The organism is Kocuria sp. GQ42 (assembly GCF_059758435.1).
Map to the genome: position 1 here is coordinate 75,202 of NZ_JCAXEN010000008.1, position 19,713 is coordinate 94,914.

General features: G+C 74.4%; 21 protein-coding genes. 9 read left to right on the forward strand and 12 right to left on the reverse strand.

Annotation, left to right across the window (positions count from 1 at the left end; genetic code table 11):
* Positions 1–26 precede the first annotated feature (26 nt).
* Positions 27–1,109 (forward strand): FUSC family protein, encoded by a 1,083-nt coding sequence (locus AC6CH6_RS15745; protein ID WP_498255827.1) that lies wholly within the window; start codon positions 27–29, stop codon positions 1,107–1,109.
* A 49-nt stretch (positions 1,110–1,158) separates the two neighbouring features.
* Here AC6CH6_RS15745 and AC6CH6_RS15750 read toward each other — a convergent pair whose 3' ends face one another.
* From AC6CH6_RS15750 to AC6CH6_RS15770, 5 genes are all read right to left on the reverse strand, one after another.
* Positions 1,159–1,974: a hypothetical protein gene (locus AC6CH6_RS15750; protein WP_498255828.1), complete on the reverse strand. Its 816-nt coding sequence runs from the start codon at positions 1,972–1,974 to the stop codon at positions 1,159–1,161.
* A 417-nt stretch (positions 1,975–2,391) separates the two neighbouring features.
* The gene (locus AC6CH6_RS15755) at positions 2,392–3,801 is read right to left on the reverse strand and encodes an MBL fold metallo-hydrolase (RefSeq protein WP_498255829.1); all 1,410 of its coding nucleotides are present in this window, start codon (positions 3,799–3,801) and stop codon (positions 2,392–2,394) included.
* Between the two features lie 113 nt (positions 3,802–3,914).
* Complete coding sequence (locus AC6CH6_RS15760; RefSeq protein ID WP_498255830.1) at positions 3,915–5,072, reverse strand: glycosyltransferase; 1,158 nt, start codon at positions 5,070–5,072, stop codon at positions 3,915–3,917.
* Between the two features lie 8 nt (positions 5,073–5,080).
* A complete protein-coding gene (locus tag AC6CH6_RS15765; protein WP_498255831.1) occupies positions 5,081–6,319 on the reverse strand; it encodes an NAD-dependent epimerase/dehydratase family protein in 1,239 nt (412 codons plus the stop codon).
* A gap of 50 nt (positions 6,320–6,369) precedes the next feature.
* Positions 6,370–7,137, reverse strand: a complete 768-nt coding sequence (locus tag AC6CH6_RS15770) for a methyltransferase domain-containing protein (RefSeq protein ID WP_498255832.1) — start codon at positions 7,135–7,137, stop codon at positions 6,370–6,372.
* A gap of 129 nt (positions 7,138–7,266) precedes the next feature.
* Between AC6CH6_RS15770 and AC6CH6_RS15775 the strand changes: the two genes are divergently transcribed.
* The 5 genes from AC6CH6_RS15775 (at position 7,267) to AC6CH6_RS15795 (ending at position 10,802) form a co-directional block, all read left to right on the forward strand.
* A complete protein-coding gene (locus tag AC6CH6_RS15775; RefSeq protein ID WP_498255833.1) occupies positions 7,267–7,653 on the forward strand; it encodes a hypothetical protein in 387 nt (128 codons plus the stop codon).
* 25 nt (positions 7,654–7,678) lie between these two features.
* Positions 7,679–8,470: a nitroreductase family protein gene (locus tag AC6CH6_RS15780; RefSeq protein WP_498255834.1), complete on the forward strand. Its 792-nt coding sequence runs from the start codon at positions 7,679–7,681 to the stop codon at positions 8,468–8,470.
* A gap of 81 nt (positions 8,471–8,551) precedes the next feature.
* Positions 8,552–8,908, forward strand: a complete 357-nt coding sequence (locus tag AC6CH6_RS15785; protein WP_165440240.1) for a PadR family transcriptional regulator — start codon at positions 8,552–8,554, stop codon at positions 8,906–8,908.
* A 5-nt stretch (positions 8,909–8,913) separates the two neighbouring features.
* The gene (locus AC6CH6_RS15790; RefSeq protein WP_498255835.1) at positions 8,914–9,933 is read left to right on the forward strand and encodes a permease prefix domain 1-containing protein; all 1,020 of its coding nucleotides are present in this window, start codon (positions 8,914–8,916) and stop codon (positions 9,931–9,933) included.
* 341 nt (positions 9,934–10,274) lie between these two features.
* The gene (locus tag AC6CH6_RS15795; RefSeq protein ID WP_498255950.1) at positions 10,275–10,802 is read left to right on the forward strand and encodes an Lrp/AsnC family transcriptional regulator; all 528 of its coding nucleotides are present in this window, start codon (positions 10,275–10,277) and stop codon (positions 10,800–10,802) included.
* On the opposite strand, the gene AC6CH6_RS15800 is transcribed toward AC6CH6_RS15795, so the two are convergent.
* The 5 genes from AC6CH6_RS15800 to AC6CH6_RS15820 form a co-directional block, all read right to left on the reverse strand.
* Positions 10,777–11,100: a hypothetical protein gene (locus tag AC6CH6_RS15800; protein ID WP_017834729.1), complete on the reverse strand. Its 324-nt coding sequence runs from the start codon at positions 11,098–11,100 to the stop codon at positions 10,777–10,779. The genes AC6CH6_RS15795 and AC6CH6_RS15800 overlap by 26 nt on opposite strands.
* A 126-nt stretch (positions 11,101–11,226) precedes the next feature.
* A complete protein-coding gene (locus tag AC6CH6_RS15805) occupies positions 11,227–11,763 on the reverse strand; it encodes a hypothetical protein (RefSeq protein WP_498255836.1) in 537 nt (178 codons plus the stop codon).
* Between the two features lie 167 nt (positions 11,764–11,930).
* Entirely contained in the window at positions 11,931–12,635 is a 705-nt protein-coding gene (locus AC6CH6_RS15810; RefSeq protein ID WP_017834731.1) for a response regulator, read from the reverse strand.
* Complete coding sequence (locus AC6CH6_RS15815) at positions 12,632–13,864, reverse strand: sensor histidine kinase (protein WP_498255837.1); 1,233 nt, start codon at positions 13,862–13,864, stop codon at positions 12,632–12,634. Before AC6CH6_RS15815 ends, AC6CH6_RS15810 begins: the two co-directional genes overlap by 4 nt.
* Before the next feature lie 10 nt (positions 13,865–13,874).
* On the reverse strand, positions 13,875–14,432 hold the full coding sequence (locus tag AC6CH6_RS15820) for a hypothetical protein (protein ID WP_498255838.1): 558 nt from the start codon (positions 14,430–14,432) through the stop codon (positions 13,875–13,877).
* 202 nt (positions 14,433–14,634) lie between these two features.
* Between AC6CH6_RS15820 and AC6CH6_RS15825 the strand changes: the two genes are divergently transcribed.
* Positions 14,635–15,471 carry an SRPBCC family protein gene (locus AC6CH6_RS15825; protein WP_498255839.1) on the forward strand — a complete coding sequence of 279 codons (837 nt, stop codon included), beginning with the start codon at positions 14,635–14,637 and terminating at the stop codon, positions 15,469–15,471.
* Positions 15,472–15,567: 96 nt separating this feature from the next.
* Here the strand turns inward: AC6CH6_RS15825 and ilvD are convergent, their stop codons facing one another.
* Positions 15,568–17,259: a dihydroxy-acid dehydratase gene (gene ilvD / locus AC6CH6_RS15830; RefSeq protein WP_498255840.1), complete on the reverse strand. Its 1,692-nt coding sequence runs from the start codon at positions 17,257–17,259 to the stop codon at positions 15,568–15,570.
* Between the two features lie 190 nt (positions 17,260–17,449).
* Between ilvD and AC6CH6_RS15835 the strand changes: the two genes are divergently transcribed.
* Together AC6CH6_RS15835 and AC6CH6_RS15840 are read left to right on the forward strand one after the other, a co-directional pair.
* Entirely contained in the window at positions 17,450–18,352 is a 903-nt protein-coding gene (locus AC6CH6_RS15835) for an SDR family oxidoreductase (protein ID WP_498255841.1), read from the forward strand.
* Between the two features lie 37 nt (positions 18,353–18,389).
* Positions 18,390–18,812, forward strand: a complete 423-nt coding sequence (locus tag AC6CH6_RS15840) for a ChaB family protein (protein ID WP_133411037.1) — start codon at positions 18,390–18,392, stop codon at positions 18,810–18,812.
* A gap of 13 nt (positions 18,813–18,825) precedes the next feature.
* Here the strand turns inward: AC6CH6_RS15840 and AC6CH6_RS15845 are convergent, their stop codons facing one another.
* A complete protein-coding gene (locus AC6CH6_RS15845; RefSeq protein WP_133411036.1) occupies positions 18,826–19,578 on the reverse strand; it encodes a sulfite exporter TauE/SafE family protein in 753 nt (250 codons plus the stop codon).
* Between the last annotated feature and the right edge of the window lie 135 nt (positions 19,579–19,713).

Below are 19,713 nucleotides of genomic sequence, written 5' to 3' on the forward strand. Positions count from 1 at the left end.
TACCGGCCGGTCCGTAGGATGTCCGGGTGCAGACGATACGCGGCGCCCGGATCCTCCTGGCCCTCAAGACCTCGCTCGCCGTGGCCCTGTCCTGGGTCGTGGCCCAGCGGATGCCCGGGGTGATCGACGACTACCCGTACTACGCCCCGCTGGGCGCGATCTCCGCGATGTACCCGACCGTGCTGGGCTCGGTGCGCGCGGGGCTGCAGACGGTCGCCGGCATCGCCCTGGGCATCATGCTGGCCGCAGGAGTCCTGCTGGTCGGTGACCCCAACCTCGTGACGGTCTCGGTGGCGGTCGGCCTGGGCGTCCTCCTGGCGGGCATCCGCCGGCTCGGGGCGGGCGCGGAGTACGTCCCGGTCGGCGCCCTGTTCGTCCTCATCGTCGGGGGCCAGGACGCCGAGGGCTTCTCGGCCGGCTTCCTCGTGCAGATGTCCGTGGGCGTCGTGATCGGCCTGCTCGTCAACGTGACGGTCATCCCGCCGCTGGACTTCCGCACGGCCCGCCTGCAGCTGGACCGGCTGCAGAACGTCGTCGTCGACTACCTCGAGGACGTCGCCGGGGAGCTCGCGGAGCCCGGGACCACCGGGGGACGGGACTGGCGCCGGCGCAACCACTCCCTGGTGCGGATCACCGGCGAGGTGCGCGAGGCGGTCGACGAGTCGGCGCGCAGCGCCCGCGGCAACCCCCGGATGGTGCTCCGGCGGCGGCGGCGACCCGCCGCGGACCCGGGGGACCCCGGCTACGACTCCCTGCTGAAGCTCGAGAACGTCATCTTCCACCTCCGCGGCTTCACGGACGCGGTGCGCGAGCTCTACGACCACCAGGCGCACGACTGGCTGGTGCCCGCGGCCCTGACCGCCCGGCTCGGCGAGGCGGTGCAGTCCGCCGCCGACGCGGTGCGGGCGTGGGCCGCCGGTGAGGATCCGGAGGAGGCCGCCGAGCGGGTCCGCTCCCTGGTGGGCCGGCTCCACTCCGATCTCACCGACCCCTCCCGGGCGGAGGACCGGCTCGTCATGGCCGCGGCCCAGGACCTCGCCCGGCTCGTGGCGGTCCTGGACCCGCCGACCGCCCCGACGGCCGGCAGCAGCGCCGTGACCCGGGGATAGGGGCCTCCGCCGTCCCGGGGCCCGTGGGGCCACCGGGACGGCGGGCGGCTCAGGACCGGCTGCGCCGCCGCAGGCGCAGCGCGCCCGCCGCGCTCGCGGTGATCCCCGCGGCGAGCAGGCCCGCGGCCAGGCCGGAGCCGGGACGCTGCTCCGGCTCCGCGACGGCCGTCTGCATGTTGAGGCCCGGGTTGACCTCCACCGGCGCGGTCTCGGCGGGTGCTGCCTCGACAGGTGCTGCCACGACGGGCGCCACCTCGACCGGTGCCGCCACGGCGGGCGCCGGGGCGGGCTCCGCCGGGGCCGGGAGCACCGGCGCCACGGGGGCCGGGGCCGCGGGCGCCTCGCAGGCCAGGACGGCCTGCTCGAGGAGCACGAGGAACTGGTCGACCGCGCTCTCGTCGAGGGCCAGCTCGGCCAGCAGCGCCTCGAACGCCACGGCGGCCTCGGCGACGGCCTGCTCCGCGACGGCGGGGTCGAGCGTGCCGAGCGCAATGGAGAGCTGCTGGTCGAGCTCCACCAGGCGGGCCTCGGCCAGGGCGACGGCCTCCGCGTCGCCGGACTCCTGGGCCGTCATCAGCGCGGCAGCGGTCGCCTCCAGCTCCTCCAGGCTGGGTCCGCCGGCGCCCTCGAGGAGCGCGGCGTACTGGGCCTCGGCGGCGGCCACGGCCTCGGCCGAGAGGTCGAGCGCCCCGAGCGACTCGGGGGTGAGCCCCGCCCCGGCCAGCGCCGCGTCCAGCTGTGCCGTGGCCTGCAGGCAGGCGGGGTCCCCCGGGGCCGCGACGGCCGCCGGGGCCCCGAGGAGGAGGCCTCCGGCCAGCATCGCGGCGGTGGCGCCCGTGGCCGCCCATGTCTTTCCAGCAGTCATGTCCTGTGTCTCCTGTGCTCGGTCGTCGCCCCGGGGTCGCCCCGCGGCCGGCAGCGCGCGGCAGGACCTCCCCCCGCGTCGCCGGTCCGCGCGGTGGCGGGGGCGACAGGAAATGTCGTGCTGCTGGTCGTGCGGCGTGCACCGCGGAGCTCGCGGAGATCCGGAGCGCGTCCGACGGACTGCTGTGCCGTCAAACTACTTGCCGGTAGTCCGTGTTGACAATAGTGAACGGGGCGGTCGCGTGCGGGCCCCGGCCGCTGGGCTCCGGCGGCGTCCTGCGCGTCCTGGGTCCCCCCGGTTCCCGTCCTGCGCGCACAGGACGGGAACCGGGCACGCAGGACGCCGCGTCCCCCCGGTGCGGTGGCACCGGGGGGACGCGGCGTCAGGGGCGGGGCTGCCGTCCGAGCGGAGCGCGGCTCAGCCGGCGGGGGTGGCCTCCAGGGCCTCCTGCCCGGCGGACCAGGCGGCGTAGGAGCCCTCGAGCTCCACCACGTCGTAGCCGGCGTGGCGCAGGGTCGAGGCCACGACCGAGCTGCGCAGCCCGCTCTGGCAGTAGGTCACGATCGTGCCCTGCTCCGGGAGCCGGTCCAGGTTCCACAGGACCCGGCCGCCGTGCAGCTGGGTGGAGCCGGGGACGTGGCCGGCGGTGTGCTCGCTCACGGCGCGCACGTCCAGCAGCAGGGCCTTGTCGAAGGCCTCGACCTCCTCGGGGGAGACCAGCCGCGGGGTGGCCTGCGGCAGACCCTCGATCCCGGTGACGTATCCGGCCACGGCGTCGATGCCCACGCGCACCAGGTGGTCCCAGAACTCCTGGGCGGCCTCCTGGTCGGGCGCCAGCAGCACCAGCGGCCGGTCGTCGGCCTCGGGGTTCACGGCCCAGGCGCCGAAGGTCGCGATGGACTTCCCCGCCGGGATGTTCAGCGCCCCGGCCACGGTCCCGGTGTGCACTTCGTCCGCGGAGCGGGTGTCCACGAAGGTCACCTCGCCGGCCGCCAGCTGCTGCGCGACCTGCTGCGGGTCGAGCTCGGGCAGCGGGGTCCGCTCGCCCATGACGGCCGGGCCCCTGCGGTTCTGGTTCTTCATCCGGCCGAAGTAGAACGGTGCGTCCGGCTGGCCGTCGAGCAGCTCGGCGACGAAGCCGGCCTCGTCGTCGGCCGCCAGGTAGGGGCCCCACCAGGCGTAGAGGCGCTCGTAGCCCACCGTGGTGGAGGGGATCGCGCCTAGGGCCTTGCCGCAGGCCGAGCCCGCGCCGTGGCCGGGGAAGACCTGGACGTGGTCGGGGAGGGTCAGGAACTTCTCCTTGAGGCTGGCGAACATCTGCTTCGCGCCGAGGAAGCGGGTGTCCACGCCGCCGGCGGCCTCGTCCAGCAGGTCCGGACGGCCCAGGTCGCCGGAGAACACGAAGTCGCCGGTGAGCAGGTAGCCCGGGGCGTCGGCGAAGGCGCCGTCGGTGACCAGGAGGGACAGGTGCTCGGGGGTGTGGCCCGGGGTGTGCACCGCGGCCACCACGATGTTGCCGATGCGGATCTCGTCGCCGTCGTGCAGGCGGGCGGCCTCGAACTCGTACTGCCAGTCCTTCCCGCCCTCGCCGGAGACGTGGATGTCCGCGCCGGTGGCCGCGGCCAGCTCGCGGGTGCCGGAGAGGTAGTCGGCGTGGATGTGGGTCTCGGTGACCGCGGTGATCTCCATGCCGTTCTTCGCGGCCATGTCCCGGTAGACGTCGATGTCGCGGCGGGCGTCGACCACCAGCGCCTGGCCGGTGCGCTGGCACCCGATGAAGTAGCTGGCCTGGGCGAGGTCCTCGTCGTAGATGCGCTCGATCAGCATGAAACTCTCCTTCGTTCGATGGCTGGTGACGCGTGCCCGGAGGGGGTTCCCGCGTCGTCCTGAGCACAACGATAATACCCCTGGGGGTATAGCGCAAGTACCCCCTGGGGTATCTAGCCGCGGGGGTGCCGGGCCGGCGGCCGGCGGCTCCGGTGCCGGCGGACCGCCTCGTCGTAGCAGGCCACGAGGAACTCCGTCGCGGCCCGCCAGCCGAGGCCCTCGGCCTCCGCCCGGCCGGCCGCGCCCATCCGCGCGCGCAGGGCCGCGTCGTCGAGCAGCCGGGCCAGGCCCGCGGTGAGCGCGTCCGCGTCGCCGGGCGGCACGAGCAGCCCGGTCCGCCCGTCTGCCACCGCGAACGGGATGCCGCCGGCCCGGGCGCCGACCACCGGCACCCCGCTCGCCAGGGACTCCAGGGCCACGAGACCCAGCGTCTCGGTGGTGGACGGGAACGCGAGCACGTCCGCCGAGGCGTAGGCGGCCGCCAGCTCCTCCCCGGCGAGCCGGCCCGGGAAGACCGTGGGGGTGCCCGCGAAGCGCCGTTCGAGCTCGGGCCGGTGCGGACCGTCGCCCACCACGGCGAGCCGGGTGCCCGGCAGCCGCCGGATCGGCTCGAGCAGCGCCGCCACGTTCTTCTCCCTCGACAGCCTCCCCACGGAGAGCACCAGCCGCTCCCCGGGGTGCCCGCCGGTGAGTCGCGACCGCATCGCGGCGGAGGCCCTGGCGGGGTGGAACAGGACGGTGTCCACGCCCTTGGGCCACAGCGCCACGCGGCGCACGCCCAGGGCCGCGGCCCGGTCCACCATGGGTCCCGACGTGCACAGGTTGACCTCGGCGAGGTTGTGGGTCGTGCGGATCCACTGCTCCACGGGCCGGCGCAGGACGCCGAGCCCGTGCCCGAAGACGCTCATGTACTGCGGCACGTCGGTGTGGAAGGACGCCAGCAGCGGCAGGTCCCGCGTCCGCGCGGAGAGCGCGCCCCACGCGCCGAACCACACCGGGTTCACGGCGTGCACCACGTCGGGGTGGAACGCCGACACGGCTCGCTCCACGTCCGGGGACGGCAGGCCTCCCCGGACGTCCCGGTACCAGGGGAACGTCACGGACGGGGCCCTGACCACCCGGTGCGGACCCCAGTGCCCGGGCGGATCCCCCGGCGTGAGCACGAGCACCTCGTGGCCGAGGTCCCCGAGCTCGTCCAGGGTGCGCGTCAGGCGCGTCACCACCCCGTCGACGTTCGGGGCGAAGACGTCCGTCCAGAGCGCGATCCGCATCCGCCGGCTCAGGCGCCCGCGGACATGGGCGCGGGCGTGGACGGGACCGCGGAGCGGGCCGGCCGCGCCGGGATCCCCGGGCGCCGGCGGGAGTTCCACACGGACGTCGCCGGGATGCGGGAGCGGTCCACGCGGTGGGCCCAGCGCACGGCGGTCCGCTCGACCTCGAGCAGCAGTCCCTCCGAGAGGGTGGTGGGCCGCAGGCCGAGGTCCAGGAACGCGTCGTTGTCGACGTGCAGGTCGTTCTCCGCGGACTCCTGGCGGGGGTTGGGGACCATCTCCACCTCGGCGCCGGTGAGTCCGGCCACGAGCTCCGCGAGGTCGCGGACCCGGTGGGTCTCCGTCATCTGGTTGAAGATCTTCACGCGGTCGCCGGCCGCCGGGGGGTGGAGCAGGGCCAGCTCCACGCACCGCACCATGTCCTGGAGGTGGATGAACGCCCGGGTCTGCCCGCCGGTGCCGTGCACGGTCAGCGGGTGGCCGACCGCCGCCTGGACGAGGAAGCGGTTGAGCACCGTGCCGTAGTCGCCGTCGTAGTCGAAGCGGGTGACGAGCCGCTCGTCGAGCGCCGTCTCCGCGGTGCCGGTGCCCCAGACGATGCCCTGGTGCAGGTCGGTGATCCGCAGGCGGTCGTTCCTGGCGTAGAACGCGAACATGGTCTGGTCCAGGACCTTGGTCATGTGGTACAGCGAACCGGGGTGGGAGGGGTAGAGGATCTGCTGGGGGACCGTGCCGTGCGGTCCGGGGACCTCCACGTCCAGGTAGCCCTCCGGGATCCGCATCCCGGCGGTGCCGTACCCGTAGACCCCCATGGTGCCCAGGTGCACCACGTGGACGTCCAGCCCGGACTCCACGACCGCGCACAGCACGTTGTGCGTGGCGCCGACGTTGTTGTCCACGGTGTAGCGCTTCGTGGCCGGGGTGCGCATGGAGTACGGCGCCGCCCGCTGCTCCGCGAAGTGCACCACGGCGTCCGGGCGCTCGATGACCAGGAGGTCGAGGAACGCCTCGTAGTCGGCGGCGAGGTCGATCTCGGCCGCGCCGATCCGCCGGCCCGTCAGCTCCTGCCAGGCCGCGCGGCGCTCGTCGAGGCCGCGGATGGGCGTCAGCGACTCCGTCCCGAGCCGGACGTCGATGGCGCGGCGGGAGAAGTTGTCGACCACCACCACGTCGTGGCCGCGCGCGGACAGGTGCAGGGCCGCGGGCCAGCCGCAGAAGCCGTCGCCGCCGAGGATCGCGATCTTCACTGGTGCTCCGTTCCCGGGCCGCTGCCGGGCCCGTCGTGTCGGTCTCGCGCTCAGCGTGGAGGACGCACGTGAACCGGGAGTGAACGGTCCTGGACCAGCTGCTGGTGCCCGAACGAACCGGGGAGCACCTCCCAGCCCGGACCGGTCAGCTCGCGCAGCTCGTGGGGCAGGTAGGCGCGGCGCAGGGACCGCAGCCCGTCGGTGCGCAGGAAGGAGCCCGGGGCCAGGGGCAGCACGCCCACCGAGTACAGCCGGTAGGCCGCCGGGCTGCGCACGAGGTCGTTGTGCAGCACGAGCCGGCCGGCCAGGTGCTCCGAGTCCGCCGCGAGGTCCCGCACCGGCCCCGGGTCCAGGTGGTGGAGCAGGTGGTTGGAGACCACCACGTCGAACGTCTCACCGGCCGCGACCAGCTCCCGGCTGGTGACCCGCCGGAAGACCGGGGGCACTGCCCGCGGGTGCCGGGCCGACCAGCGGCGGGTCCGCGCCGAGGCCCACTCGTGGGCGCGGGCGTCCGGGTCGATGCCGGTGACCCGCAGGTCGATCCCGTCCCGCTGCGCCCACCGGACCAGGGCGCGTGCCACGTCCCCGCCGCCGGCGCCGACGTCCAGGAGGGTCAGCGGCCGTCCGGGCACGGCCAGGGGCCGGATCCGGCGCCGGTAGGTCGCGGCCCACCCGGCGACCAGGGAGTTGACCACGTCGAAGCGCGCGTAGGTGCGCCGCAGCGCGGCGAGGTCGCAGCAGGGGTCGTCCATGAGCTCGCGCAGCTCGGCGTCCCGCCGGGAGAGGTCGGGCCGGGCGCGCGGCTGGACGGAGGGCATCTGCCCATTCTCCGCGGGCCGACACGATCCGCCAAGGAGCACGGCGGGCCGGGAGCGGCGCGCGGTGCCGTCACTAGACTGGGGCTCCCGGCCGGTGCCGGGCAGGACCGGAGGGCAGGAGGGGACCGCGTGGGACACACCGTGCACGCCGTGGGCTCGCGACCCGGCCCGTGGATCGGCCTCGCGAGCGCGTGCTGGGCCGCCAACGCCGCCCTGGGGGCGTCCGTCGGCGCCGGGATCGTGCGCACGGGCCGGTTCCGCTGGATCCACCACGCCCTCTACATCGCCACCACCACGACGACGGCGCTGGCCGCGGTCCTCGCCGCCGGCTCCTCCTCCGCCTCCGGGCGCGCGGCGGGCCGGGCCCTGGCGCCGGCGCTGCTGCCCCTGGCCGCCCTGCCGCACCTCGGCACGCCCGCCCAGGGGCACCCGCGCCGCCACGCGCTCGCGGCGCTGTCCGCGGCGCCGTTCTACGCCACCGCCCTGATCCGAGCCCGCGCCGCCCGCGCGGACTGAGCCGCCCGACCTGACCGGAGAGCACATGGAGTTCCTCGACGTCGTCTTCAACCGCCGCACCACCAACGGCCCGTTCCTGCCGGACCGGGTGTCCCCGGACCATCAGAAACTGCTGCTGCGGACGGCCGCGGCCGCACCCTCCCAGTTCAACAGCCAGCCGTGGCGCTTCGTGCTGATCGAGGACCGGGGGACCATCGACCGGATCGCCCGGATCAGCGCCGACTCGATGACGCAGGTGATGGCCGAGGGGAGCTTCTTCGACCGGTACAAGCGCTACTTCCACTTCAGCAGGCAGGAGATGGAGGAGCAGCGCTTCGGGATGCTCTTCGACAAGCTGCCCGCGGTGCTGCGCCCCTTCACCAAGAAGGCGTTCACCCCGGGCGGGCAGGCGATGATGAACCGGCTGCGGGTGCCCCAGACCCTCGGCGCGGAGAACCACAAGCTCGTGGCGGGGTCCCCGCTGCTGATCGGCGTGATGCTCGACCGCCGCGAGTACCGGCCCGGGGAGCTGTCCGGGTTCTACTCGCTGTTCTCGATGGGCGCGGCCATGGAGAACCTCTGGCTGACCACCGTGGAGCTCGGCATGGGCATCCAGTTCATCTCCTTCCCCATGGAGGCCCCCGCCCGGTGGGCCGAGGTCGTGGACCTCCTGGACGTGCCCGAGGACCTCGAGCTCATGGCCGTCTACCGGCTGGGCTACGTCCCCGAGGAGCACCGCCGCCCGGCCATCGACTGGTCCAGCCGGGAGCGGCGCCGGATCTCCCAGTACGTCTTCCGGGAGTCCTGTGCCACGCCGCAGGAGGGCTGGGACGACTGAGCGCCGCCCGCCGGCGACGAGGGCCGGGGCGTCGGGTGGGCGGCTCTTCCATTAGTGTGCGGCACACACTATCGTGTGACTATGGCGGCTGAACCGAGCGACCCGATCGTGGCCTCCCACTTCCAGGAGCTGCGCCGCGGCACGGTGGTCCTGGCCTGCCTGCTCGTCCTGGACGAGCCCCGCTACGGCTACGCCCTGCTCCGGACCCTCGGGGACGCGGGGCTCGACGTCGAGGCCAACACGCTCTACCCGCTGCTGCGCCGGCTCGAGGCGCAGGGCCTGCTCGAGAGCGACTGGAACACCGACGAGTCCCGGCCCCGCAAGTTCTACCGGATCACCGGTCCCGGGGTCCGCGTCCGGGACGCCCTCGAGGCCGAGCGGCTCCGGCTGCACGCCGCCCTGTCCACCCTCGCCCGCCCCACTCGCCCCGAGGACTGATCGCCATGTCCGCCAGCACCCTCCCCCCGCGCACCGAGAGCTATCTCCACGAGGTCGCCCGGCGCCTGCCGCCCCGAGCCCGCGAGGACGTGTCCCGGGAGCTGCGGGGCACCGTCGCCGACATGGTCGACGACGGCGTGGCGCGCGGTCTGCCGCCGGCCGAGGCGGAGCGCCGCGCCCTCGAGGAGCTCGGCGACCCGGCCCTGCTGGCCGAGCACTACGGCCCCGGCCCGCGGCACCTGATCGGGCCCGAGCACTACCACGACTTCCTCGAGCTGCTGAAGGTCCTGGTGCCCGTCCTGGCCGGCCTCTTCGGCGGGCTCACCCTGATCGGCCGGCTCTTCGGGGAGGCGGGGCGCGAGGACCTGGTCACCTACCTCGTGCTCTCGCTCGCCCCCGCGGTCGGTGCCGCGATCCAGGGGGCGCTCATGGGGGCGGGCATCGCCGTCGTCGTCTTCGCCGTGGTGGAGCGCACGGAGGTCGCGGAGGCGGTGGAGCGCGGCGCCCGGGGGGAGACCGGGGCGGCGGGGGAGGCGCCCCCGCGCTGGACGGTCGAGCAGCTGCCGCCGCCGCGCCCGGAGCGGGACTCGACCGTGGGGGAGCTGGTCTGGGCCACCATCGCCCTGGGCCTGGCCTTCGCCGCGCCGTTCCTGCTCTCGCGGCCGCTGCTCCGTGAGGGCCCGCTCGCCGGCGAGCCCCTGCTCGACCCCGCCGTGTGGACGCCCTGGGTGCCGCTCTACCTGGGGATCGTGCTGCTGGCCTGGGGGTGGGAGCTGCTGCGCTTCTTCCGCCGCCGCTGGTCCTGGGCGCTGTTCGGGGTCGGCGCCGTCCTGGACCTCGCCATGGCCGCGCTGCTCATCACCGTGCTGCGCACCGAGTCCGTGGTGAACCCGGTCTTCCGCGAGCGCGGCTGGGTGGGCGAGGAGTTCGCCCAGATCGGGGTCGCGCTCGTGGTGGTCATCACCGTCTGGGACCTCGTGGCGAGCTTCCTCGCCTGCCGCCGGTCGACGGTCCGGCGGCGCTGACCGGCGGCGCTGACCGGCGGCGGCGCCCGCCGCTGCTGTCTGCCGCACCTGTCCGCCGCCGCTGTCCGGCGCTCCTGTCCGGGGAAGCACTCGGCCCGCGGGAGCTCCGAGGAGCTCCCGCGGGCCGGAAGGGGGCCTCTGCCGCCGCGGGGTGCCGGGCAGCGCGGGACGCGGGACGCTTCGTGGGCGACCGGCGCCGGCCGGGATGCGCCGAACCGGGTCAGGTGGCGCATCGTATGACCATCATTCGACACCCTGGTCGGCACTGTGCGCAAACGTCTACTCTGGAACCGGTCAGATCGACCAGATCGAGTCGGGGAAGTGGGGCTGCGGTGATCAGCATGACGAACGGCGGGGCGGCAGTGGGTCCGCTGGACGCGACGGACCGGAGGATCCTGGCGGCGCTGGACGAGGACCCGCGGATGACGGTGCTGGCCCTGGCCCAGCGCACCGGCCTGGCGCGCGGGACGATCCACGCCCGGCTGGAGCGCTACCGCGCGAGCCCGGCGCTGCGCCCGCACAGCACCCGGGTGACGCCCGCGGCGCTCGGCTACGGCCTGGCCGCGAGTGTGGCCGTGGAGCTCGACCAGCACCAGCTCGACGAGGCGATCGCGGGACTGCAGGCGATCCCGCAGGTCATCGAGGTGTTCGCCCCCGCGGGGCAGACGGACCTGCTGTGCCGGGTGGTCGCGAAGGACCCCGAGGACCTCTACCGGGTCTCCGAGGAGATCCGGCTGTGCCCGGGCATCCTGCGGACCTCCACGAGCATGTTCCTGCGCACGGTCATCCCGTACCGGGTGGCGCCGCTGCTCGCGGGGGACGAGGTCCCGGGGAGGGGCGGGGTCAGTTCCGGGCGGCCGCGCCCATGACCTCGGCGCGCAGCCGGTCCAGGTCCACGGCGTCCCCCTCGTGCAGGCCGTGGGTGCGGACCCACGCGCGGGCGCTGAGCATGATGTCGTCGTAGTGCTGGTGCGTCTCGCAGTGGGCGGCGCCGATCCGGGCCTGGGCGCGGTGCTCCCGGTCGTCCTCCGTGAAGGAGATGACGGCCACCGGGCTGAGGGCGAGTCCCACCACGCCGCGGACGGCCGTGATGGTGCGCCCGTGGAACGTGTCGCCGGGAGCGAGGTCCCAGGCCCTGGCGGCGGGGTGCTGATGGGTGAGGTCCATGATCGGCTCTTGTGGTGTCGGGAGGCCGTCCCCCGCGCGCAGTGCCGGGGGACGGCCTCGGGGGCGTCGGGAGGAGGAGCGGTCCGGGGGTCGTCCGGTGTCCGGCCGGCCCCCGGTGCCGTCCGGTCAGTGGCCGAGACCGGTCCAGTGGCTGGTCTCCTGGTACCAGGGAGACCAGTGCTTGCCGTCGTAGTAGCGGTACTTGACCACGTGGTAGACCTTCTTGGCGTCGTGGTGGTCCAGGTGCTTCCAGTGCCCGCCGCCCCAGGAGCCGCCCCAGTAGTAGTCGTGGTGGCCGCCGGTGTAGTAGTGGTGGTCGTGCTTGTCCACCGCGTAGTAGTACTGCTTGACCTCCACCTTGTAGCCCTTGTGGCACTTCACGTGGAACGGGTACTTGACGTACTTCTTCCCGTGGTGCCACGTCCAGGACGGCTTGTAGGCGTCGACCGAGCAGTGCTTCTGGTGGGGCTTGTGCGACGCCGTCTCGAGCACCGAGGACTGCGTAGAGGCGGCCTGGGCCGGGGCTGCCTGGGCCGGGGCGCCCAGCAGCGGCAGTGCGCCTGCGGCCAGGGTCAGGGAGGCCAGGGACAGCACCGCCTTGCGGGCGTGGCGGCGGGCGCCGGCCGGCTGCGGGGCTGCGGTCGTGCTGGTTTCGATGGACATTTGGGGTCTCCTGCGGGACAGAGATTTCGTGGGTGCCGGCGGTTCCTGCCCGGGGTCCGGAGGGGAACTTCTCGAACCGACAGGACCAGGGTCGCAGTGGGGGGCACCGCCCGGCGTCCACCCGGGAGGTGAACTCCGGCGTACAACCGGGGTGGTACGCGCAGGGATCAGAAGCGGTCGGTGGGCTTGACGAGCCCGCTCTTGAACGCCGCCGTGACTGCCTGGGCGCGCTCGCTGACGCCCAGCTTCAGGAAGATCCGGTGGACGTGGGTCTTCACGGTCGCCTCGCTGAGGAACAGGCGCCGGGCGATCTCCGAGTTCGTCAGGCCGTGGGCGACGGCGACCAGGACCTCGCGCTCCCGCCGGGTCAGCTGCTGCAGCCGCTCCGGCGGCGGGGCGGAGGGGTCGGGCCCGCGGCCGAACTCGGTCAGGAGCCTGCGGGTCACGTCCGGGTCCAGCCAGCCCCCGCCGCGGGCCAGCGAGCGGACGGCGTCCGCCAGGACCTTCGGCGCGGAGCTCTTGAGGATGAAGCCGGAGGCGCCCGCCCGGAGGGCGGCGTGGACGGCGGCGTCCTCGTCGAAGGTCGTCAGCACCAGGACGGCGGGGACGTTCGGCACCCGGTCCAGGAACGCGTCGGAGGTGAGCACCCGGGTGGCGGCCACCCCGTCCGTGCCGGGCATCCGCACGTCCATGACCACCACGTCCGGCTGCAGCCGCGCGGTCTCCTCGACGGCCTCCGCGCCGTCGGCGGCCTCCCCGACGACGATCAGGTCCGGCTCGGCCGTGAGGAGCATGGCCAGCCCGGAGCGCACCATCGCCTCGTCGTCCACCAGGAGCACCCGGACGGGTGCGGGTTCCGCGCCCCGTGTCATCCGGTGCCCTCCCCGCGGCCGGTGGCCGCCGTGGTCGCCGCGGCGTCCTGCGCCGCGGCGTCGCCCGGGCCGGGCGGCCGGACGGGCAGCCGCGCGGACACCAGGTACCCCCCGTGCGGATCGGGCCCGGCCGTCGCCTCGCCGCCCACCGCCCGGGCCCGCTCCGCCATCCCCCGCACCCCGTGCCCGGTCGACAGCCGCGCGGAGAGCCGGCCCCGGGCCCCGGCGCCGTCCGTGCGGACGGAGAGCTCGACGTCCCGGGGGCCCCAGTCGAGGGCGACCCGGACCGGGCGGTCCGGGGCGGCGTGCTTGACCGCGTTGGTCAGCGCCTCCTGCGCGATCCGGTACGCGGCCTCGTCCACCGCCGGCTCCAGGGCCCCGGGCTCGCCCGCCACGCAGAGCTCCACCTCACGGCCCGCGGTGCGCAGGTGGTCGAGCAGGCCGTCCAGGCGCTGCAGGCCCACCGGCTCCGGCGCGGTCTGCGCCGCCGCGGACGGCGCCGGGGAGAGCAGACCGAGCATGCGCCGCAGCTCCGTGACGGCCTGCTCCCCGAGCTCGTCGACCTGCCGCAGCGCCGCCCGCGCCCGCTCCGGGTCCCGGTCCATCACGCGCTCGGCCCCTCCGGCCTGCAGCACCATGAGGCTCACCGCGTGGGCCACGACGTCGTGCAGCTCGCGGGCGATGCGCTGGCGCTCCTCGGCCTCGGCCCGGGCGGCGGCCAGCCGGGCCACGAGCGCCCGCTGGGCCACGCTCCAGCGGACCCACCGGCCCACGCCGAAGACGCCCACGTGGGCCACGGTGAGGAACAGCGCGGCGACGACGAACGCGGCCACCCGCATCGACGGGTCGGGAGTGTCCCGGACGGTGGCCTGCACGCTCGTGGCGACCGGCAGGAACGCGAGCGCCAGGCCGAGGAGGGCGTTGCGTTCCGAGCAGTGCGCGGCCGCCGCGAAGAGGGCCAGCCAGACGCAGAAGACGGGGTGGAACGCGAAGCCGAGCAGGGGGACGGCCACGGCGCCCAGCGACACCAGGGCCAGCACCGTCAGGGGCCGGCGCCGGCGCCAGAACAGGGGCAGGTACAGCAGCGCCGCCGTGAGGACGACCACCCAGGTGGCGGTCGCGTCCGGCTCCGCCGTGCGGTCCCACGTGATCTGGAGCTCGATGCCCCACAGCACCGGTACCGCGACGAGGTCCACGGCCAGGCGCGAGGGGTGCCTCCGGGATCTCATCGGGTCCCGCTCAGCTGCACACGGACCTGCCGAAGACGGTGCAGATCCACATCCGCTCGACGGGAGGAGCAGGCAGCCGGCAGTCCTCGACGATCGAGTGGCGCCGGATCTCCTCCCACGCCACCACGGGTCGCAGTGCCTCCTCGGTGCTGTCCGGGGCCTCCTCGGCCGGGGCCGGGCCCAGCACCGTGTCCACGGCCGAGCACAGTTCGGCGCCCGTGGCGAGCCGGCGCTCGGAGCCCGCGCCGTCCGGTGGGCCCTGGGCCGGGCACCCGGACGGGTGGTCGAGCCGGATGCCCGTCATCTCGGACGCGGGGTCGCGCAGGACGCCGTGCAGCTGGATCCGGGCGATCCTGATCCGCTCGACCTCGTCGGTCCGCCCCGATGCGACCCGGGCGATCAGCACCTCGGGGTCGACGTCCCGTCCCAGCCAGTCCGGCGGCCCGTGCACCAGCACGTAGTCGCTGTCCACCAGGCGTCCCCACGCCAGGTGTCCCTCGACGGCATCAGCTGCCCGCGCGTCCTGGACGGACACCAGTGTCCGGAATTCTGTCTCGAGATTCGCCATGTCGAGCCCCCCGCAGGTCGTGCGGCAATTCTCCCCGTCCGCCCACGTCAAGTCCATAGTCCTCCGTGGGGTGCCCCGGGCCGGTGCCGGCCCGGGGCGCCGACCCCTGGTCACACCGCGGGCCCAGCGGTATCGTAAGCACACTGGCGAATCGGCGACGCTTCGCCGCCCCTGATCGTCGAGACGGATCGAAGGAGATGCCATGAGCACCAAGGTCGAGAAGAACGTCGTGGTCGACGTGCCGCTGAGCACCGTGTACAACCAGTGGACCCAGTTCGAGGACTTCCCCCACTTCATGAACGGCGTGCAGAGCGTGACCCAGCTCGGCGCCGACCGCCTCGAGTGGGTCGCCGAGCTCGGCGGCGTACGCCGGCAGTGGGAGGCGAAGATCGTGGAGCAGGTCCCCGACAGCCGGGTCTCCTGGGCCGCCACCGAGGGCGCCACCAACGCCGGCACCGTGACGTTCCGCGACGCGGGCAACGGGCGGACCGAGGTGCACCTGGTCCTCGAGTACGAGCCCGAGGGCCTCGTGGAGAAGGTCGGCGACAAGCTCAACGTGGTCGAGAACCAGGCCGAGGGCGACCTCGAGCGGTTCAAGAAGTTCATCGAGGCCGAGGGCTACGCGACCGGCGCCTGGCGGGGCTCCGTGAACGAGGGCGCCCCGGTCGGCACGCCCGGCGTGGAGCACGCCGCGGCCTCCCGCGGTGACGACGGCAAGGCCGGGGTGTCGGGCAAGGCGGTCGCCGCGGGCGTCGCCGCGGCCGGGGTCGCCGCCGCCGGGGTCGCGGCCGCGGCGAAGAAGAAGGACTCCGGCCCGGACACGGAGCCGGTGACCTTCGAGTCGACCGCACCCCCGGCGGCGCCGGTCGCACCGGCGGCACCGGTGGCGCCGGGGGCTCCCGGGGAGGCCGTGACCGGGGAGGTCCCGCCGATCCCGCCCGTGGACGAGACGCTCGCCGACGGCACCGTCGACGCGGACCCGGGCGTGGACCCCGCCACCCGGCGCATCGACGACCGCCCCGCGGGCGGCCCGCTCTGATTCGTCCCCGTGCACGCACCGGGCCCCGACCGCACACGGTCGGGGCCCGGTGCGTGCACGGGGCGTCCCGTTCGGCGGGGCGGCGGAACCGGCCGGTCAGCCGGTCACGGCGCCCAGCGACGCCGAGTGCACCAGCTTGACGTACTTGCCCAGCACGCCGCCCTCGTACTGCGGGCGCAGGGGGGCCCAGCCGCTGCGCCGCCGCGCCAGCTCCTCGGCGTCCACGAGCAGGTCCAGGGAGCGGGCCGCCAGGTCCACCCTGATCCGGTCGCCGTCGCGCAGGAACGCGACCGGTCCGGCGTCGACGGCCTCCGGCGCGATGTGGCCGATGCACAGACCCGTGGTGCCGCCCGAGAACCGGCCGTCCGTGAGCAGCAGGACGTCCTTGCCCAGGCCCGCGCCCTTGATCGCCCCGGTGATGGCCAGCATCTCGCGCATGCCGGGGCCGCCCTTGGGGCCCTCGTAGCGGATCACGAGCACGTCCCCGGCCGTGATCTCCCCGGCCTCCAGGGCGTCCATCGCGGCCTGCTCGCGCTCGAAGACGCGGGCCGGGCCCTCGAAGACCTCGGCGTCGAAGCCCGCGGACTTCACCACCGCGCCCTCCGGCGCCAGGGAGCCGTGCAGGACGGTGATCCCGCCCGTGCGGTGGATCGGGTTGTCGAGCGTGCGGATCACGTCGCCGTCCAGGGGCCCGGGGTCCAGGGCGGCCAGGTTCTCGGCCACCGTGCGGCCGGTCACGGTGAGGGCGTCCCCGTGCAGCAGTCCGGCGTCGAGCAGGGCCTTCATGACCACCGGGATGCCGCCGTGCCGGTCGACGTCGTTCATGACGTACCGGCCGAACGGCTTGAGGTCCGCGAGGTGCGGGACACGGTCCCCGATCCGGTTGAAGTCCTCGAGGGTGAGCTCCACCTCCGCCTCGTGGGCGATGGCCAGCAGGTGCAGGACGGCGTTGGTGGACCCGCCGAGGGCCATGAGCACGGTGACGGCGTTCTCGAAGGCCTCCTTGGTCAGGACGTCCCGGGCCGTGATGCCCTGCCGGAGCATCTCGACGACGGCCTCCCCGGAGCGGTGGGCGAACTGGTCGCGCCGCCGGTCCGCCGAGGGCGGGGCCGCGGAGCCGGGCAGGCTCATGCCCAGGGCCTCGGCCACGGAGGCCATCGTGTTGGCCGTGTACATCCCGCCGCAGGCGCCCTCGCCCGGGCAGATGGCCCGCTCGATGCGGTCGAGGTCCGTCCTGCCCATCAGGCCCGCCTTGCACGCGCCCACGGCCTCGAACGCGTCGATGAGGGTGACGTCCTTCTCGGTCCCGTCGGTGAGCTTCACCCACCCCGGGGCGATGGTCCCCGCGTAGAGGAACACCGAGGCCAGGTCCAGGCGGGCGGCGGCCATGAGCATGCCCGGCAGGGACTTGTCGCACCCCGCCAGCAGGACGGACCCGTCGAGGCGCTCGGCCTGCATCACCGTCTCCACGGAGTCCGCGATGACCTCGCGCGAGACCAGCGAGAAGTGCATCCCCACGTGGCCCATCGATATCCCGTCCGAGACCGAGATCGTGCCGAACTGGAGGGGGTAGCCGCCGCCGGCGTGGACGCCCTCCTTGCAGCCCTGGGCGAGCCGGTCCAGGGAGAGGTTGCAGGGGGTGATCTCGTTCCAGGAGCTCGCGATGCCGATCTGGGGCTTCTCCCAGTCGGCGTCGCCCATGCCCACGGCGCGGAGCATGCCGCGGCTGGCGGTCGCGTCGATGCCGTCGGTCACCTGACGGCTGCGGGGCTTCATGTCGGGGCTCATGCGGTCTCTCCCGGGTCGTCGGTGCGCGGTGGGGTGCGTGCCGCGAACCTATCAACGGAACTCGAGGAGCGTCGAGGGGTGTCCACGGCCGGCGCGGAAGATTGTGCACCCCCGGGGGAAGACAAGGGGGCGCCCGTCCTCCTAGGGTGGGAGAAGCAAACGATAAGCAACCTGATCGAAGGAGTCCGACATGCCCGAGGCACCCGTCTCCCAGCACGCCCGCGCGATGGCCGACGACGAGGGCGGGATGCCCGAGCAGCAGCAGACGCCCCCGGGGCTGACCGTCGCCATGGACCCCGTGCCCGACCACGGCGAGGCGTCCTGGGAGGGCAGGGGCCGGCTCCAGGGGCTCAAGGCCCTCATCACCGGAGGGGACTCCGGGATCGGCCGCGCCGTGGCCATCGCGTTCGCGCGGGAGGGGGCCGACGTCGCGATCAACTACCTGCCCGAGGAGCAGGAGGACGCCCAGGACGTGGCGGGGTGGATCGAGAAGGCCGGCCGCACCGCCGTCCTGGTCCCCGGCGACGTGCGCGAGGAGCAGAGCTGCCGGGACATCGTGGACCGGGCGGTCGAGGGCCTCGGCGGGCTCAACGTGGTCGTCAACAACGCGGGCTTCCACTGGGCCCGCGGGGAGGCGGGGCTCAAGGGCCTCGCCACGGAGGACCTCGAGCGCGCCGTGCGCACCAACCTCTACGGCACCCTCTGGATCAGCCGGGCGGCGCTGCCGCACCTCGGCCGCGGGGACTGCATCATCAACACCACGTCCGTGCAGGCCTACGACCCGTCCGTGTCGATGATCGACTACGCGGCCACGAAGGCCGCGCTGAACAACGTCACCGCCAACTTCGCCGCCGAGCTGGGGCCCGAGGGCATCCGCGTCAACGCGGTCGCCCCCGGACCGGTGTGGACCCCGCTGGGACCCGCCACGAAGGAGCCCGGAGCGGTCGCGAACATGGGCAAGGAGACGCCCCTGGGCCGGATCGGCCAGCCCGCCGAGCTGGCCGGCGCCTACGTCTTCCTCGCGAGCCCCGCCGAGGCCAGCTACGTCAGCGGCACCGTCCTCGGCGTCACCGGCGGCATGCCCGTCTTCTGAGCCGCGCCCCCCCACACCCCTACGGAAGGAGCACCTCGTGCCCAAGACCGGCAAGGACGACCACGCCAAGAAGAGCGAACTGCCCTCCACCCTGCAGCGCTCGGGGCAGAAGGCGCAGGACACGTTCGCCAAGACCTACGACTCCGCGCTCGAGGAGTACGGCGACGAGGAGCGCGCGGCGCGCACGGCCTACAGCGCGCTCAAGCACACCCACGAGAAGGTCGGCGACCACTGGGAGGGCAAGGAGGAGTACGGGCCCTCCGACGAGCACGCCGCGGGCGGCCGCGACTCCCGCGCGGAGACCGCCGGCGGGGTCGACGCGAACTCCTCGAAGGAGCATCTCTACGAGGTGGCGAAGCGGCTCGACGTGGAGGGGCGCTCCTACATGACCAAGAAGGAGCTCGTCGACGCGATCCGGAAGGCCAACGACGCCGCGACGCGCCGGGCCCGCGAGGGCTGAGGGGCGGCCGGGCTCAGAGCACGCCCAGCAGCCCGCGCACCAGCGTGATCGCCCCGCCCAGCCCCGCGAGGACCAGCGCGACCGTGCGCGCCGTGCTCAGGGGCACGCGGCGGGCGACGACCCCGCCGATCCGCACGCCCAGCACCACCGTGAGGACCACGCCGGGGGCCACCCACCACGGCGGCATCCCGCCGGTCCCCGCCGCCCCCAGCAGGGTCTTGGTGAGCACCGACAGGGCGCCCATCGTCATGAACACCGGCTGCAGGGTCGCGGCGAAGGAGCGCTGCTCCCAGCGGGCCAGCCGGGAGTGGATCACCATGACCGGTCCGGCCACCCCCGCCGTGGTGTTGAAGAACCCCCCGATCGCCCCGGCGAGCACCGTGGGCAGCCGCCCCGGCCACTCGGGCAGGCGGGGGAGCCCGAACATGGTGGTGAGGGCCAGCAGCACCACGCCGCCCACCAGCACCTGCAGCCAGGCGGCGGGCAGCTCGCGGACCACGAGCGCCGCCGGCACGGCGCCCACCGCCGCGGCCGGGGCGATGAGGGCGAACCGCCGCCAGTCCACGTGGCGCCACACCGAGAGCATGATGAGGAAGCCGGAGACGGTCGTCGTCGCGTTGGTCACGAGCACGCCCGTGGCGGGGCCCAGCAGCAGGGCGAGGGTCGGGGCCACGACGAGGCCGACCCCCGTGCCCGAGACGCGCTGCAGGACCGAGCCCACGAGGATCGCGAGGGCGGCGATGACGATGATTTCCACGGGTCCCATTCTGCGCCCCCGGCAGCCCGGCCCCGGACCCCACACGGGCCCGCCGTGGTGATTCCCGGATCCGGTGCCTACCCTTGCCGTGAGGAGACGCCCCCGCGAGGGGCGGCGGTGGACGGGAGCGGCACCATGAGCACC

Excerpts from the sequence above, each read along its gene's own strand:
- AC6CH6_RS15750 (WP_498255828.1), bottom strand. The coding sequence starts at position 1,974 with ATGACTGCTGGAAAGACATGGGCGGCCACGGGCGCCACCGCCGCGATG.
- AC6CH6_RS15755 (WP_498255829.1), bottom strand. The coding sequence starts at position 3,801 with ATGCTGATCGAGCGCATCTACGACGAGGACCTCGCCCAGGCCAGCTAC.
- AC6CH6_RS15760 (WP_498255830.1), bottom strand. The coding sequence starts at position 5,072 with ATGCGGATCGCGCTCTGGACGGACGTCTTCGCCCCGAACGTCGACGGG.
- AC6CH6_RS15770 (WP_498255832.1), bottom strand. The coding sequence starts at position 7,137 with ATGCCCTCCGTCCAGCCGCGCGCCCGGCCCGACCTCTCCCGGCGGGAC.
- AC6CH6_RS15780 (WP_498255834.1), top strand. The coding sequence starts at position 7,679 with ATGGAGTTCCTCGACGTCGTCTTCAACCGCCGCACCACCAACGGCCCG.
- AC6CH6_RS15785 (WP_165440240.1), top strand. The coding sequence starts at position 8,552 with ATGGCGGCTGAACCGAGCGACCCGATCGTGGCCTCCCACTTCCAGGAG.
- AC6CH6_RS15790 (WP_498255835.1), top strand. The coding sequence starts at position 8,914 with ATGTCCGCCAGCACCCTCCCCCCGCGCACCGAGAGCTATCTCCACGAG.
- AC6CH6_RS15795 (WP_498255950.1), top strand. The coding sequence starts at position 10,275 with ATGACGAACGGCGGGGCGGCAGTGGGTCCGCTGGACGCGACGGACCGG.
- AC6CH6_RS15800 (WP_017834729.1), bottom strand. The coding sequence starts at position 11,100 with ATGGACCTCACCCATCAGCACCCCGCCGCCAGGGCCTGGGACCTCGCT.
- AC6CH6_RS15805 (WP_498255836.1), bottom strand. The coding sequence starts at position 11,763 with ATGTCCATCGAAACCAGCACGACCGCAGCCCCGCAGCCGGCCGGCGCC.
- AC6CH6_RS15810 (WP_017834731.1), bottom strand. The coding sequence starts at position 12,635 with ATGACACGGGGCGCGGAACCCGCACCCGTCCGGGTGCTCCTGGTGGAC.
- AC6CH6_RS15815 (WP_498255837.1), bottom strand. The coding sequence starts at position 13,864 with ATGAGATCCCGGAGGCACCCCTCGCGCCTGGCCGTGGACCTCGTCGCG.
- AC6CH6_RS15820 (WP_498255838.1), bottom strand. The coding sequence starts at position 14,432 with ATGGCGAATCTCGAGACAGAATTCCGGACACTGGTGTCCGTCCAGGAC.
- AC6CH6_RS15825 (WP_498255839.1), top strand. The coding sequence starts at position 14,635 with ATGAGCACCAAGGTCGAGAAGAACGTCGTGGTCGACGTGCCGCTGAGC.
- ilvD (WP_498255840.1), bottom strand. The coding sequence starts at position 17,259 with ATGAGCCCCGACATGAAGCCCCGCAGCCGTCAGGTGACCGACGGCATC.
- AC6CH6_RS15835 (WP_498255841.1), top strand. The coding sequence starts at position 17,450 with ATGCCCGAGGCACCCGTCTCCCAGCACGCCCGCGCGATGGCCGACGAC.
- AC6CH6_RS15845 (WP_133411036.1), bottom strand. The coding sequence starts at position 19,578 with ATGGGACCCGTGGAAATCATCGTCATCGCCGCCCTCGCGATCCTCGTG.